This window comes from uncultured Microscilla sp. (genome assembly GCF_947493425.1).
Classification (GTDB): domain Bacteria; phylum Bacteroidota; class Bacteroidia; order Cytophagales; family Microscillaceae; genus Microscilla.
This window is the reverse complement of sequence record NZ_CANLRP010000203.1, coordinates 1-14,273: the sequence shown is the minus strand read 5'-3', so window position 1 is coordinate 14,273 and position 14,273 is coordinate 1. Positions and strand designations below refer to the sequence as shown.

Sequence of the window (14,273 nt, the reverse complement as noted above, 5' to 3'; positions counted from 1 at the left end):
CGGTGCTTGAACTCTCCGAGAGCAAGCTCGGAGCTGCGAGCCGAACTTGATTCGGAGGGTTTTTGGTTACTTTTTTACCTGGAGAAAATCCATGATCCTCCGAGAGCAAGCTCGGAGTTGTGAACCGAACTTGATTCGGGGAAGTGACGGCTTATAGATACCCGAATCATTGTATTTTATTAGCTTGTTTGCTGATTGGTATATTATTTTGTTAAACAAGTTTTTGACCTGCGAAAGGTCAGTTCATAAATGTAATTTTTTTATGCTCAATAACCTTGTATTTTCAAATCAGGACTAAATAAATACCCTTGCTTCCTTTGGTATGCGGCCTTATACCAATACCCAACTACCCCTCCTATTATGGCTTTTGTTACTGGCTTGTTGCTCAATAAAAATACCCTTCTATCTTGTGGAATCAATAACTCCATTTTACTTTTAATTGTTGCCTTCTGTCTTAGTTTTGCCCCAATAACATTGGTTACCTTTGCAGTAGTAAAGGTTAAAAAACCACTAAATAAATACCCTTCTTTTTGTCGATACCTTACTTTACACCAATTGCCCCAACGCTCTTCTACTACTTCTGTAGATTTTAAATATTTCAAAATGCCCACCTCTTCACCCTGTGGAACAATGGTGATACTTTCGGCACTTGTACTGGGTAGTTTACGTAAGATTAAGCCATTTTTGACATTGATCAAAGCCCGCAGAAGCACCCCTTGCATGTGAGTATTAAATATTTTTTCTACCACTTGCTCATTGGGTACTGGAGCTTGCATAATGGTGCCTATATTTAGGTAACCTCCAAATACATAACCACTCTTGCCTAAATACTTCACACGATACCACTTACCCATGATACCCTGGTGAGTTTCTAATATATTGGTTTGTTTATGTACTTTTACTATAGCATTGTAGGGCAACAGCCATGCTTGTTGGTAATCTTCTTTGGGTAGTTTGCGTAAAGTTAAGCCAGACCTGGCACTCACTACTGCTGGCTTATCTATCACAGCTGTTTTTTGAGACAGGTCATCAGTTGTTGTCTGTGTTGACTCAGAGCCACTACAACCCAACAAGCAAGCACAAATGCTTGCCCAACTAATGAATGCTTTTGTAATACTCATATTTGAAAACACGCAGTAATTGTACAATAATAAAAAAGGCTTGAACAACGAGTAGTTATTCAAGCCTTTTTATCAATATTAACCTTTATTATCGATTGCGACCATACTGTTCATGGCTAGACACCCAGTCTGAAGAAGAAATGGCTGATGCCAGTGAGATTTCTCCGGCAAGCACTGCTCCGGCAACAATTTCAGCAAACTTGTTTACCTTGCCTTTGCCATAACAATCCAGTAATTCTAAACATTCTTTTTGGGTAGCAAGTCCAGTTCCTCCACCATAAGTGGCGACAATCAATGACGGAATGGTAATAGAAATGTATAAATCTCCTTCAGCGGTTACTTCACTATAGATAATTCCTGCTGAAGACTCTGATACGTTTGCCACGTCTTGCCCGGTAGCAATAAACATTGCCGTAATCGCATTTGCCGAATGCAAACCATTGTTGTTAGCTCCCGAAAGGATCGCCCCTACGTTTGCCACTTGCCCATGATAAGCCAATTGCTCAGGCTCTACCCTCATTCGTTGAATCAATACATCACGTTTTACCACACACTCGGCTACTACACGTTTTCCACGGGTGCGCATTACATTGATTTGCGAAGCTTTCTTATCGGTAGCAAAATTAGACTCAAGGAAAAACTTCTCTATCTTATTGTCTTTATAGTTGTCCAATATCCAACTACAGGCGGCAAAAGTAGCTCTGCCTACCATATTTTGTCCCGCAGCATCACCAGTAGAATAGTTAAAACGCAAAAAAGCAAACTTGTTAGACAAGTAATGGTCAATATCCTGGAGCTTTGCCACACTTGAGGTAGTTTCAGCATGGTAAGCAATCGTTTTTTCGTGGGCGTGCACCCACTTTACAAAATCTCTGGCGCCACGGGCATCTTCAAATATAAATACCGGAGCACGTTGCATAGCGTCTCCAATAATAGTACACTTTACCCCTCCACTCATATTAATCACGCTCATGCCACGGTTATAAGAAGCTACCAGCGTACCTTCTGCAGTGGCTAAGGGAATCAAAAATTCACCGTTAGCGTGTTCACCGTTTACTTTCAAAGGACCAGCAAACCCTAATGGTACTTGTGCCACTCCAGTAAAATGTTCGCAATTGCCCGCTAACATATGGGGATCAAATGAGTAATTTTTGGTGTGGTTTAGTTTTTTTGAGGTATACTTTTCTATAAACTCCTGACGGGTTTTGATAGCCTTTTCGCTGTAGTCGTCCAAATCATCGCGTGGAATCTTTACAGTATCACCATTGTCTTTGTTTGATATAGCATCGTCTACCTGCAAATCAAGGTTACCAAAAGGAGCCACGGCAAACGACACCTCAATACTATGTTTGCCTTCTGGCAATTCGTTGATAGCTGCTACAACCCTAAATGTTTTACGAAGTGGAAACTCTATGGGACGTTCTTCTGAAATATCTTTGGGAGCCAACGGTTTACCATCTCCAAGATCAACCTTAATTTTAGTTAATGGAACATCTTCTCCTGATATTTTTACGCCTGTGATTTGTGTAAGCGTCGCGTCGCTCAATCGGTTTTTAATTGCAAATGATACCCCACCCTCAGCGTTTTCGAGGCTACCGTGGGTGTAAAGCTGTTTTAATAAAAGACTTGGAACTAGAGTCATAGGATTTAATTCGTCAATTTAGTAAAACTACAAACACAACCTAATCTATAGGGCCTGGTCTCTGACTGTTGTACTTCTTCAAAAAACTAAGGCTACAGCTGTGCTGTGCCGGGTTTATAAATCCTCCGAATCAAGTTCGGAGAGCTCTTCGAAGCTAATAGTTCCATAGCTAAGGCTACGCAAATATTTTTCATCGTGCAATCAGAGATTCCGCAAGGTGAAACAAACAAATGCTGCCTGCCCTCTTTTAGAAAATTTTATTTTTGTCGTTTTACTTATTATTTAATAGGTTAAATATTTATAAAACTAAAAAACTATCTAGTTTTTATTGTATTATCAGAAATGTAATATATAAGTTATTCATAATCAACAGGTAATAATTGTAAAAAACATAGTCAATAAAGTACAATGGCGATATGGTAAATATATATTACTCTAGATTTAATTCATTTTTTCTTCTTTGATTACCTGGTCAATCAACCCTTCAAGCGTTCCCTGTGAAAAGCCATATTTTTCGGCAAACCTCAGGCAAATTGTATATTCATCATCGTGAATCTGTGCATCAATGACCATCATACGCACTAAGTCTTTCAACTGGTGCAGGCGTTGTTCGTTGGTTTCAGGAATCACCATATCAAGGTTTTTATAATTATCAATCACTGGTGAAACATCTTCAAGACTTAATCCTAGCTTTCTGGTTATTTCGGTTAAAAATATTTTTTCTTCGATTTCCAACTTATCATCAGCCATTGCCAACAAGTATAGATTTTGAAAGTGTGCCAAACTCTTCTCCTTTTGACTCATAATAGAATAGGTATTTTTTTAGGTTTATTAGTGGAAGTATTAATAATAATTGGGTTAATTTATCAAAAAACTTATTATTTATACCAATATATCATAAAAAATCCCACAATTAACTTCTTTTTATTCTTGCAACCCGAATATCTACCCCTTTTACCCCGTCATCGGTAACTCCCTCTGGTGTTTCATGATTTTTTGGCATAATTTTCACAAATAACATAGTTGATGTTTAAACTTAGAAAAAAAATACATAGTGAAGACTTTCTGGCAAAGTACCCTGCCAGCTTCAAGAGCGCCTATGCTATATTTGTAGTAGTCATGAGCGCCGGAAGTCTTGTATGGGGTGTATTTTGCATCATACTTGGGTTGCACAAGATATCCATACTTCCATTTGGTTACCTGGCATTCAGCCTGTTAGGTCTTATTGTCTTTTTCAGTGGCAGAGGATTTGCCTTTATTCGCTTCTTTCAGGTGCTGTTTAGTCTTACCTTTCCTTATGCGTTGCAATGGTTGCTGGGAGGGTACACAGCAAGTGGTATGGTAAGCCTCTGGAGCTTTCTTACACTCATTGTCCTCATTACTTTTTATGAGGCGCGTTACAATATTCTTTGGCTTCCGTTATTTATTGTCTGCATGGTAGTAGGCATTGGGCTCGACCACTACTATCCCCAACCTGTGCCTTCCATGCTCAACAAGCCACATATCCATAAAATGCTACTCATTGCCAATGCAAGTTTGGTAGGTAGTATGCTGTTTTTTATTGGCCGTCATTTTATTTCTCTTAACCGCCAGCACAAAAAAATCAACGAAACCCTTGAATATCAAAAAGGAGAGCTTTTGCAAAAGCACGAAGAAATATTGGCGTATAATGAAGAAATTAACCAGCAAAACGAAGAAATTTTAGCCATTAATGATGAACTGGGACGGCAAAAGGAAGAGATGGCAGCTAAAAATAAGGAAATAGCTCTAAAAAATGAGGCTATGACCACAATCAATGATGCTCTTGAACAACAAAGGTCAGAACTTAGAAAAAAAACCAACAATGTGCGTTCAAGTATCAACTATGCCAAAAGAATACAAAGGGCTATATTGCCACGTCTAAGCTGGATTCAAGAGCACTTCCCAGAATCTTTTGTGTTTTTCAAACCACGCGATATTGTCAGTGGCGACTTTTACTGGTTTTCGGTAGTAAGGCTAGAAGAAAACCTGGAAATCACTACTAGTTTTCGCCCTCCACCCCTCCCCGAAAAAATCATAATCTCGGCAATAGACTGTACTGGTCATGGGGTACCTGGCGCTTTTATGAGTATGGTAGGCAATCAACTGTTACACGAAATAGTCAACACCAATCAGATCACCTCGCCCGAAGAAATATTGCGTGAATTGCATCTTAAAATTCGGTTTTCGCTAAATCAGGAGGAAAACGAAAACAACGATGGTATGGATATGAGTTTGTGTGTAATAGATAAGCAAGCACGCACGCTTGAATTTGCTGGAGCCAAAAACCCTTTAATTTATATACAGGGTGACAAACTGACAGAAGTTAAAGGTGATAAAATGCCCATTGGTGGTAAAAAAAGATCGCGTGATAAAAAACCCAAAGCCCGTACCTACACCAAACACATAGTAAAACTAAACGAGCCTACCTGGTTTTATATTTTTACCGATGGCTTTCAAGACCAATTTGGCGGTAAACACGATCGCAAGTTTATGAAAAAGCGTTTTAAAGAGCTTTTACTAAAAATCAAAGACCGTCCACCCAATGTACAAAAAAACATGTTATCACAAACGATTGGTGGTTGGATGGATGGCAGACATCAAATTGACGATATGTTGATTATGGGTTTTAAAATAGATGATCATATATTACCAAGGCAAGCCACCTAAAAAATATCTGTGCATTCTTATCATTTCTACTATATTTGTGACTTGTGATAGGTATGTTTTGCAAACTTCGCAGATACTTTATGCTCAAAAATATTGGTGTATTAGCAACCCTTTGCTTGCCTTAAAACCTTAAATATATGGATGAAAACAAAAAAATAGGAACCTACGAAGACGAATCGCTAGGTATTAAATTTACTATCGAGGAACGAGGTAATCAAAGATTTGTAGTACTCGAAGAACAGGATTTTAATACCATATTCTCCAAAGTATACGATTTGCAGGAACAAGTAATAAAAAACCTTAAGCAGCAAGCGCTCATTAGGAATATACTTGATAATTAGTTCACTATCAGTGCTTAATACAAAAAGACCTGAGTTGCAATCAACTCAGGTCTTTTTGTTTAGGTAAAATATATAGCTAGTTTTTTTCGTCTATCAACATAAAACCTACCCCGTGTACATTTTCTATCTTTACATTAGAGTCTTTCTTAAGGTATTTTCTTAGCTTGGTAATGAATACGTCGAAACTTCTGCCATGAAAATAATCATTCTCACCCCAAATACTGACCAAGGCTTCTTCTCTTTTTAAAATTCGGTTTTTATACAAATACAGCAAACGCAAAATCTCGCTCTCACGTTTGGTTATCCGTCGTACGTCGTCGTCTATGCTTAAGGCGTGGTTGGCATAGTCAAATGTATATTTACCTATTTTGAATTTAGTTTCGTCATTTTTTTGAGCCATTGGGTCACCTTGGGTCCTTTTCAGTACGGCATGAATGCGCAATACCAGCTCTTCTTCGTCAAACGGCTTGGTGATGTAATCATCTGCTCCTATAGTAAAACCGTTAATCTTGTCTTCTTTGAGTGATTTTGCAGTAAGAAAAAGTATAGGTACTGTTTGGTTTTTCTCTTTAATTTGTTTTGCCAGCGTAAAACCATCTTTCTTGGGCATCATTACATCAAGCAGGCATATATCATAAGTTCCTGCTTCGAAAGCCTCAAATCCAGCTTCCCCGTCCCGACACAGGTGTACCTCAAAGTTTTCCATCTCCAGGTAATCTTGTAATAGATTACCCAGGTTTAAGTCGTCTTCAACAAGTAATACTCTAATTTTATCTTTTGTTTGCATTCGTCGCCAAATTGGGTTTGGTCATCAATTATTTATGCAGTGTATGGCAAGAATATTTCAAAACAGCTTCCTTTGCCCAACTCACTTTTTAGTTCTATATGTCCTTTGTGTGCGTCTATCATCATTTTTACATAGGCAAGTCCCAGTCCAAAACCTTTCACATCGTGAATGTTTCCGGTAGAAACCCGGTAAAACTTATCAAAGATATGTTTTTGCATTTCTTTACTCATGCCAATGCCATTGTCGGTCACCGAAATTACAACCCCATCATCCAGGTCTTTGGTTTCCACAATTATTTCGGGCGCATCAGAGGTATATTTATTGGCATTGTCCAGCAAGTTGGAAATGACATTGGTAATATGTACTACATCTGCCATAACCGTATGGCGCATAGCATTTAGATAATACTGTACTTTGCCTCCTTTTTCTCTTACTTGCAAATCAATGGTGGCTATAGCATCTAACACTAATGTGTGAATATCGGCTTGTACTTTATTCAGGGTATATTCGCCTTTTTCTACTTTGGCAATACGCAATACTTGCTCTACCTGATCTTGCAATTTTTTGTTTTCCTCGTGGATTACACTTGAATAGTGCACAATTTTTTCCCGGTTATCTAAGATTTTTTCTTTGCGCAACATATTACTAGCCAACGAAACAGTAGCAATAGGAGTTTTTAACTCGTGGGTCATGTTATTGATAAAATCTGTAGTCATTTCCGACATTTTTTTTTGACGCAACACAGTCCTCACGGTCAAAATAAATCCTCCAGAAGTAAAGGCAATCATAATAACCGATACTATCACAATCCATCCCATGTGCGACCATACATAACCCATCATATCAGGTAGAAAGATTCTGATTTCGGCCTTTGCCGTTCGATCTTTTGCTCTTTTTTCACGTTCAAGTACCCCCTCCAGGCAAATTCGCTGAGATATTTGTTGGCTATGGCAGGTGGAGTTAAAGTAACGATTTCTCTTATCTACCAACTTAAAACTATAGGGTAAATCTACATGTTGGTACTCAAACTTATTTTTGATCAAGCTATCTAAAATGGCCTGATCTCTGGAATCTATTTTTACAGAAAGCTCTCTTCCGTTATTTTCGTTTACTTTTTTGGCGAGCCTGGCTCTCAACAATGAATCTTTGAATACTCCATAAGAAATATGAGTTGAGGCGGTTGCCAAACGATGTTTCAGTTGTTGTTCGCGTAGTTTTGCAGTATGAAAAATCCAGTTTATTTGAATTGCAATCAACCCAAGTAGTGACAAGGCAGAAATACCTATAATTATAAATATTTTAGATCGCTTCTTTTTCATCATATTCAAATTTACGAAAAATAGCTACTGGCTTATACCTGTCAAAATCCTTTAACAAGTCTTTAACAAGACTAAACGGTAGTTGGTCGTGGTAAACTATTCTTTCGTCTAAAATACTTTTTTTTCTCAACACTTGTTTTTTAAGAGATAAGAGCTTGTTTAAATTTTCGTTTACAGGAGGTTTTATGATGAATTTTTGGATTAAATGCGTCAAATTTTGAAGAACCGATGGCTAGAGCTATGCTCTGCCGAGCTCAGCGAAGCTAAATAGCCACGCTATTGCTGATAACCGATGGCTACAGCTTTGCTGTGCCGAGCTCTGCCAACGGCTAAATTTGACAATATATAATCATAAAAGTCGCGTAAAAGCTCACAGTCCCGAACTTGATTCGGGAACCTAATCAATGAACCGAGCCGAAGGCGAGCTCTGCCTTTTGGCTAATTTTAAACAAGCTCTAAAAACTAGAAAAGCAGTAACTACTCTACCCAGCTTTTTTTTAAAAACATCATCCTCGCCTCAGTTGCGTGTTTTCACCAATTGATAAATCCCGCTGTACGGGGGCGATCGAAACCCTAAAACAAGTCGTTTTTTGGGTTTGTGAGTGGTTTGATTTGTGAGGACACAAATCAGGGCGAAAAATAGTAGTGTAGAGTAAACTACAACCTGTTTTCTCAGTTATTTGAGCTCAAATATAATACCTGTTATCAAGAAAAACTACGGTATGAAATTAGCGGGAATTTTTGCTTTTACTATTTTGTTTATCAACTTGCTTATTGCATTCATCCAACGATGTACCCATATCCCTCAACCCAACACCTAATCACTATTTTTTTTATTTTTTCAAAAAAAATCAATGAAATATCTTTTTGCAAAAACACTCTTTTTTACACTCTTATGTAGCGTGTCGCTTACTGCTCAAGACAGTAACACACCTCAGGTATATACTTCTTTGAAGGAAGCCTTGAAAAACCCTGAAAAAGTACTCAAACTTGACTTACGAAAGCAAAAACTAAGAAAGTTCCCAAAAGACATTGTTAAATGTAAAAATATAGAAGAGTTAAACCTAAGTGATAATTTGATCGACAGCTTGCCCAAAGAAATAAGCAAACTCACCAAACTAAAAAAACTGCACCTAAGCAATAACCGCCTGGTGCATATAAGTTTTGAAATAAATCTGCTTGACAAACTGGTATTTTTAAATTTAGGTAAAAATTACCTGCGAAAGTTTCCCATAGGTTTGTGCAATATGACCAAATTGGAAGAACTCTATCTATGGGGAAACTATTTCAAAACAATTCCTACCTCTATCAGAAGCATGCGCAGTATACGCTACATAGATTTGGCAAAAAATCCTATACCCTACCGTAAAACCTTTATTATCCAAAAATATTTGCCCAAAGCTGAGATTAACTTTTGGTAACAGGTTGGGTGGAGTCAAGGCTAAAACCCAGTTTATGCATGAATTTAATTACATTATCTATGGCTTCGCGTCCTTCGGGCACTGTTTGCCAAAACAGGTGCCACCAATGCATTAAACCTTCCCACACTTGAAAATCCACCTGAACTTGATCACGCTCAGCGTGTTCTACCAGGCGACGGGCATCGTCATACAGCACCTCGTCGGTGCTTACCTGAACAAGCATAGGATTCAATCCAGTCAGATCGCCATACATAGGCGATACTAACGGGTTGATAATGGCCTGTTTGCCCGCATACAAACGCCCCCATTTTTTCATCAAAGGAATATCAGTCAAAGGGTCTTTATAAATATTGCGTTGTACCGAATCGCCCGTAATGGCAAGGTCAGTCCAAGGAGACAAACAGATGGTGCCACTTGGCAAAGCAACTCCTTTCTCTCTTAATTTTAACTGTGTAGTAATGGCCAACCCTCCGCCGGCAGAATCTCCTCCTATTAAAATATTTTTGGCAGCATAACCTTCATCAAGTAACCATTCATAAGCTGCCATTGCATCGTTGAGGGCGGCAGGATAAGCACTTTCAGGAATACGACGATAAGAGGCCAGTAAACAGCGAATACCAGATTTTTTTGCTATATGTCCTACCATAGAACGGTGGGTATCGGTAGAACCAAGGGCATAACCTCCCCCGTGAAGGTATAATAATACTTTATCAGGGTGGGCATTGTCAGGAATCAACCATTCGGCCTCACGTTTGTTTATTTTGGCACGCTTCAGGTTTACCCCTAAAGGTATAAACATACCCAAAGTACCCAGTTGAAGTAATCCACGCAATTGGTTAATGCCTACATTACTAAGTTTGAAAAGCCATCCCACATTGTTTAAAGACATTCGCAAGACATCGTGTTGAATAGAAGCCATAGTTATATTATTAAATCAGTTTTTAACAGTAAATACTTTCTATTTTTTCTTTTTGCACTACTACGGCGATACAGCATAGCGCAAGGCGTCAAAGCCATTTATACTTTGAGGGAAAAGCAACAAATATAGAGAATAGGACAAAGCTTAAGGGGGCTTAAGCTGATTTATTTTTTCAACCAGGTTTTAAGGTCTATATATTTTCTGGTGCGGGTATCTAATACAAGTACACGGTTGTGTTTTGGAAAAACTTTGAAAGGTAATTTGGGATAAGAATGGTGTTTTTTGATGATCACTTCTCCAGTAAAGAAACAGGCATCAGCACAGGTACTGTTTTTCTGAAGTTGGTAGCTACAATCTTGCTGGTATTTTTTACTAATGATTGGTAATAAGGTTTTTTGAATAATTTGTTTGGCTGCTATAAAATGATTGTCTGAATGTACTTTTTTATCAGTAGAAAGATGAAGTTTAGGAAAGGTTGCCATAATGGATAGGTTGGCTACTGCCACAATACCTATCACTAAAAACAAGCGTTTATTTTTATGTAGATTTTTAGCTAACAACATTCTATATCAATTTTATTATTCACTGCTAATGTAACTCACTTCCTCTTGCATTGATGTACCAGCACAAAAGGAATATCACAAACCATCAACCAAATAACTGTTGGTAGTTTTCAGCGCTTTAAAATCCTCCCTGGGATTTGTATAACTTATTACAGGCTATCTCAGTTGTTTTTACGGAAAAGGACAGAAAAAGGATGAGTTATACGAAAAAACTGATTTGACCAGGGTAATATTTTACCCTTTTGTTACATAAAAAAGGTTCGTATCAGTCATAAACTACTGATACGAACCTTTTATCTTTATTAAAGAGTTGGCCTCTTAAGGCTTTCTGAAACTAACGCTTTTCAATGCATCTTCGCGGTAGTCTACGTTATGAAACGATTTACCCACACTTTCAAAAGAGTTAATGTAGTTTCCAAACGAGCTAAGATCAAAGTCATCTTCAAAATGCTCGTTTTTTTTCAATGATAGTTTTTTAGTAATGCCCTTAATATTTTCAAGATTCTTCATCTTATCTAAATTTTTCAATGAATCAGTTCACCAATACTCTACCCTATTCGTATTTAGCAAAAAAAAGTTTCGCTATACGTTTATAAGACAGATCATTTTTTTGCTGCATAGTAGCCAATTGGATATTATACGGTTTACTTAGTCTTTTTTTTAGAGTTTTGCTGTATTTCTGTAGGATTTTCCTTATGTAGCTTTTGTACATAGGTTATTTCAGGCTTGTCAAACTCTGCCGGGTGCTTGAGCAGATTTTTGGTCACTCCCTCAGACTTAAACAATTGCCTCCGGGTTTGACGGATCAACCACCACCCAAACAAAATACAACTGCCTACAACAATCCAAACCATTGCCTATACCAATACTTGTCCTATTACACTTTCAAAAAATTTACGCCCATCAGTATTGCCCAACAAGTTGTCAGAAGCACGCTCAGGGTGAGGCATCATGCCAAATACATTACGTCCTTCATTGCTTATGCCTGCAATATTTTCCAGAGAGCCATTGGGGTTGGCAGTCTCGTTAATATTACCATCCTGGTCGCAATAACGGAACAACACTTGGTTGTTGTCGTTGAGTTGTTTTAAAATTTCGGGCGAAGCATGGTAGCGTCCTTCTCCGTGGGCTATAGGAATTTTGTAGGCTTGTTCTGCGTTCAGTTGACGGGTAAACAAGGTGTCAGTTGTTTGAGGCTTAAGGTAAATATTTTTACAAACATATTTTTGGTTGTTGTTTTGCAACAAGGCACCAGGCAACAAACCAGCTTCGGTCAAGATTTGAAATCCGTTGCATATTCCCATTACATTTCCACCATTTTGAGCGTGGGCAATTACACTCTCCATAATAGGCGAAAACCGGGCAATAGCTCCAGCCCGCAAATAATCACCGTAAGCAAACCCACCTGGAACTACTAAAAAATCACATCCCTGTAAATCATGGTCTTTGTGCCAAAGCTTTACTACATCTTGTTGCATAAGCTTGCCTAACACATATACCATGTCATCGTCACAATTGGACCCTGGAAAAACAATAACACCAAATTTCATGTCTGCTAATTGTTAATAAAAAATTGATATAAAACGAGATTTAATCGTGTAAAACTACTGGCTATCCGTCAAATTTCCTAATGCAAGTAGTACAAACGACATTTTGGTTTTATAATTGGTATAATGGTAAATAATTTCAATATTTACAGTCTCGATTTTTAGGAGTTGTTCACATAACTTAAATACTAAATTTTTATGATACAATCAATGACCGGATTCGGATCGGCTACGCACGAAAATGATAGACTCACTGTTTATGCAGAGATTAAAACTCTCAACTCCAAGTATTTAGATGTGAACGTAAGAATACCCCGTATGATGTCTGCCGAAAAAGAGTTGATTTTAAGGGAACTTATCAAAAATCAATTGAGGCGAGGAAAAACGAGTGTTTTGCTTGAGTTTCAGTTCAAGGATACTTCTGTTCAAGGTACCAAAATCAACCCACAACTGGCCAAGGGTTATTACAACGAAATGCTGACCCTGGCAGGGGAATTGGGTGCGCCTGAACAAGATATTTTCAGAATGACCATGATGATGCCTGATGTACAGATGCAAAATATGAAAGATGATCTACAGGACGATGACTGGAAAGTAATCAAGACAGTGTTTGAGCAGGCCATAGAAAAATGCCAAAACTTCAGACGCAGTGAAGGAGAAACATTATTGGCAAGCTTTCACAACAACATAAGTATTATCAAAGAAAAGCTTGAGTTAGTCAAAGAGCAAGACCCCAAACGTGTAATAGCGATCAAAGAACGAATAGCGCAACACATGGAGGAGATCAATAACAACGATAACTTTGATAAAAATCGTTTTGAACAAGAAATGGTGTACTACATAGAAAAACTGGACATTTCGGAAGAAAAAGTACGCTTGCAAAGTCATTTAGACTACCTGGAGGAAACCCTCAGTTCTTCTCAGGCAAATGGTAAAAAACTTAACTTTATTGCTCAGGAAATAGGTCGCGAAATCAATACTATAGGCTCTAAAGCAAATGACGCTGTGATACAGCGTTATGTTGTAGAAATGAAAGAAGAGTTGGAGAAAATCAAAGAACAGGTGTTGAATGTTCTCTAAAACTATATAGGCTTTAAATTAATCAACTAAAAAACACAATTACACATCAAATGGTATTATTAGACAATTTGCTACCTATTCTCGACCTCAGCACAGGCGCAATGGTCGTTAAGTCAATAATTGCGCTTTATTTTGCTATTTTGTTTTTACAGTCAGGCATCGATAAGGTAGTTAACTGGCAAGGAAACCTGTCTTGGTTGACGGGTTACTTTTCCAAAACTTTTTTAAAAGACCGGGTTCCTGCAATGTTAGGAGTAATTGCTGTAACTGAGGTAGTTGCTGGGGCTTTTTCAGCCATTGGAATAGTAGAGTTGTTATTGATGAATGGGTACTCGTTTGCTTTGTACGGGGCTGCATTGTCTACCCTTAATTTTGTCATGCTATTTTTTGGTCAGCGCATTGCTCAAGATTATGATGCAGCCGCAGCTATGACCAACTATTTTACCATTGGAGTAATTGCGATGATTATTTTGGGAGTTCCTTTGTAGCAAAGGCATTTTTTTAAATTATACATAATAAAACCCGAAGTGAAATATTTCACTTCGGGTTTTATTATGTATAGTAGATAAAAGTCATTTGTATTACTCAAAAAACTAGTCCACACAACCGTCGAAAAACGCCAGAAGAGGTTCTTGAGGTCGTGGTGTTGGATACACACAAGCCTAAATCTGTGTGGAAAAGTTTAGGTATAATTTGAGTTAGTGTTGTAACGCAGTTATGTTATATTTTGTTCTAAAAAAATCGTAACTAATCAGTGTATGTGCTAATCTGATATTTAGCAATCCTGGATAAGGCTTCTAACACGTTTAAGCCATTTTTGATAGCAGTATCAATAACAGAACGTA

The 14,273-nt window shown here is 37.9% G+C and carries 15 protein-coding genes; 5 read left to right on the top strand and 10 right to left on the bottom strand.

Annotated features, from left to right (window positions below; all coding sequences use genetic code 11):
• Positions 1–266: 266 nt before the first annotated feature.
• From Q0954_RS29375 to Q0954_RS29365, 3 genes are all read right to left on the bottom strand, one after another.
• Positions 267–1,121 carry an SH3 domain-containing protein gene (locus Q0954_RS29375; protein ID WP_299463933.1) on the bottom strand — a complete coding sequence of 285 codons (855 nt, stop codon included), beginning with the start codon at positions 1,119–1,121 and terminating at the stop codon, positions 267–269.
• Positions 1,122–1,209: 88 nt separating this feature from the next.
• Complete coding sequence (locus Q0954_RS29370) at positions 1,210–2,763, bottom strand: hydroxymethylglutaryl-CoA reductase (RefSeq protein ID WP_299463930.1); 1,554 nt, start codon at positions 2,761–2,763, stop codon at positions 1,210–1,212.
• 441 nt (positions 2,764–3,204) lie between these two features.
• Positions 3,205–3,567, bottom strand: a complete 363-nt coding sequence (locus Q0954_RS29365) for a hypothetical protein (protein WP_002694476.1) — start codon at positions 3,565–3,567, stop codon at positions 3,205–3,207.
• Positions 3,568–3,789: 222 nt separating this feature from the next.
• Here Q0954_RS29365 and Q0954_RS29360 point away from each other — a divergent pair, with 222 nt between their 5' ends.
• Together Q0954_RS29360 and Q0954_RS29355 are read left to right on the top strand one after the other, a co-directional pair.
• Positions 3,790–5,451 (top strand): SpoIIE family protein phosphatase, encoded by a 1,662-nt coding sequence (locus Q0954_RS29360; RefSeq protein WP_299463925.1) that lies wholly within the window; start codon positions 3,790–3,792, stop codon positions 5,449–5,451.
• 137 nt (positions 5,452–5,588) lie between these two features.
• Positions 5,589–5,792, top strand: a complete 204-nt coding sequence (locus Q0954_RS29355; protein ID WP_002694473.1) for a hypothetical protein — start codon at positions 5,589–5,591, stop codon at positions 5,790–5,792.
• A gap of 76 nt (positions 5,793–5,868) precedes the next feature.
• Here Q0954_RS29355 and Q0954_RS29350 read toward each other — a convergent pair whose 3' ends face one another.
• Both Q0954_RS29350 and Q0954_RS29345 read right to left on the bottom strand, forming a co-directional pair.
• Positions 5,869–6,579, bottom strand: coding sequence for a response regulator transcription factor (locus Q0954_RS29350; RefSeq protein WP_299463920.1), 711 nt, complete (start codon positions 6,577–6,579; stop codon positions 5,869–5,871).
• Between the two features lie 32 nt (positions 6,580–6,611).
• Positions 6,612–7,901 carry a sensor histidine kinase KdpD gene (locus Q0954_RS29345; RefSeq protein WP_299463917.1) on the bottom strand — a complete coding sequence of 430 codons (1,290 nt, stop codon included), beginning with the start codon at positions 7,899–7,901 and terminating at the stop codon, positions 6,612–6,614.
• A gap of 851 nt (positions 7,902–8,752) precedes the next feature.
• Between Q0954_RS29345 and Q0954_RS29340 the strand changes: the two genes are divergently transcribed.
• The gene (locus Q0954_RS29340) at positions 8,753–9,319 is read left to right on the top strand and encodes a leucine-rich repeat domain-containing protein (RefSeq protein ID WP_299463914.1); all 567 of its coding nucleotides are present in this window, start codon (positions 8,753–8,755) and stop codon (positions 9,317–9,319) included.
• Here the strand turns inward: Q0954_RS29340 and Q0954_RS29335 are convergent.
• From Q0954_RS29335 to purQ, 5 genes are all read right to left on the bottom strand, one after another.
• Positions 9,306–10,238, bottom strand: a complete 933-nt coding sequence (locus Q0954_RS29335) for an alpha/beta hydrolase (protein WP_299463911.1) — start codon at positions 10,236–10,238, stop codon at positions 9,306–9,308. The genes Q0954_RS29340 and Q0954_RS29335 overlap by 14 nt on opposite strands.
• A gap of 164 nt (positions 10,239–10,402) precedes the next feature.
• Positions 10,403–10,801, bottom strand: coding sequence for a hypothetical protein (locus Q0954_RS29330; RefSeq protein WP_299463908.1), 399 nt, complete (start codon positions 10,799–10,801; stop codon positions 10,403–10,405).
• Between the two features lie 318 nt (positions 10,802–11,119).
• Positions 11,120–11,311 (bottom strand): hypothetical protein, encoded by a 192-nt coding sequence (locus tag Q0954_RS29325; RefSeq protein ID WP_045113063.1) that lies wholly within the window; start codon positions 11,309–11,311, stop codon positions 11,120–11,122.
• 134 nt (positions 11,312–11,445) lie between these two features.
• Positions 11,446–11,655, bottom strand: coding sequence for a hypothetical protein (locus tag Q0954_RS29320; protein WP_299463903.1), 210 nt, complete (start codon positions 11,653–11,655; stop codon positions 11,446–11,448).
• 3 nt (positions 11,656–11,658) lie between these two features.
• Positions 11,659–12,351, bottom strand: a complete 693-nt coding sequence (purQ, locus tag Q0954_RS29315) for a phosphoribosylformylglycinamidine synthase subunit PurQ (RefSeq protein WP_299463901.1) — start codon at positions 12,349–12,351, stop codon at positions 11,659–11,661.
• A gap of 195 nt (positions 12,352–12,546) precedes the next feature.
• Here purQ and Q0954_RS29310 point away from each other — a divergent pair, with 195 nt between their 5' ends.
• Entirely contained in the window at positions 12,547–13,428 is an 882-nt protein-coding gene (locus Q0954_RS29310) for a YicC/YloC family endoribonuclease (protein ID WP_299463898.1), read from the top strand.
• A gap of 50 nt (positions 13,429–13,478) precedes the next feature.
• A complete protein-coding gene (locus Q0954_RS29305) occupies positions 13,479–13,916 on the top strand; it encodes a DoxX family protein (RefSeq protein ID WP_299463895.1) in 438 nt (145 codons plus the stop codon).
• Positions 13,917–14,273 lie beyond the last annotated feature (357 nt).

Coding starts and splice junctions, on each gene's coding strand:
- Q0954_RS29375 (WP_299463933.1), bottom strand. CDS start 1,121: ATGAGTATTACAAAAGCATTCATTAGTTGGGCAAGCATTTGTGCTTGC.
- Q0954_RS29370 (WP_299463930.1), bottom strand. CDS start 2,763: ATGACTCTAGTTCCAAGTCTTTTATTAAAACAGCTTTACACCCACGGT.
- Q0954_RS29365 (WP_002694476.1), bottom strand. CDS start 3,567: ATGAGTCAAAAGGAGAAGAGTTTGGCACACTTTCAAAATCTATACTTG.
- Q0954_RS29360 (WP_299463925.1), top strand. CDS start 3,790: ATGTTTAAACTTAGAAAAAAAATACATAGTGAAGACTTTCTGGCAAAG.
- Q0954_RS29355 (WP_002694473.1), top strand. CDS start 5,589: ATGGATGAAAACAAAAAAATAGGAACCTACGAAGACGAATCGCTAGGT.
- Q0954_RS29350 (WP_299463920.1), bottom strand. CDS start 6,579: ATGCAAACAAAAGATAAAATTAGAGTATTACTTGTTGAAGACGACTTA.
- Q0954_RS29345 (WP_299463917.1), bottom strand. CDS start 7,901: ATGATGAAAAAGAAGCGATCTAAAATATTTATAATTATAGGTATTTCT.
- Q0954_RS29340 (WP_299463914.1), top strand. CDS start 8,753: ATGAAATATCTTTTTGCAAAAACACTCTTTTTTACACTCTTATGTAGC.
- Q0954_RS29335 (WP_299463911.1), bottom strand. CDS start 10,238: ATGGCTTCTATTCAACACGATGTCTTGCGAATGTCTTTAAACAATGTG.
- Q0954_RS29330 (WP_299463908.1), bottom strand. CDS start 10,801: ATGTTGTTAGCTAAAAATCTACATAAAAATAAACGCTTGTTTTTAGTG.
- Q0954_RS29325 (WP_045113063.1), bottom strand. CDS start 11,311: ATGAAGAATCTTGAAAATATTAAGGGCATTACTAAAAAACTATCATTG.
- Q0954_RS29320 (WP_299463903.1), bottom strand. CDS start 11,655: ATGGTTTGGATTGTTGTAGGCAGTTGTATTTTGTTTGGGTGGTGGTTG.
- purQ (WP_299463901.1), bottom strand. CDS start 12,351: ATGAAATTTGGTGTTATTGTTTTTCCAGGGTCCAATTGTGACGATGAC.
- Q0954_RS29310 (WP_299463898.1), top strand. CDS start 12,547: ATGATACAATCAATGACCGGATTCGGATCGGCTACGCACGAAAATGAT.
- Q0954_RS29305 (WP_299463895.1), top strand. CDS start 13,479: ATGGTATTATTAGACAATTTGCTACCTATTCTCGACCTCAGCACAGGC.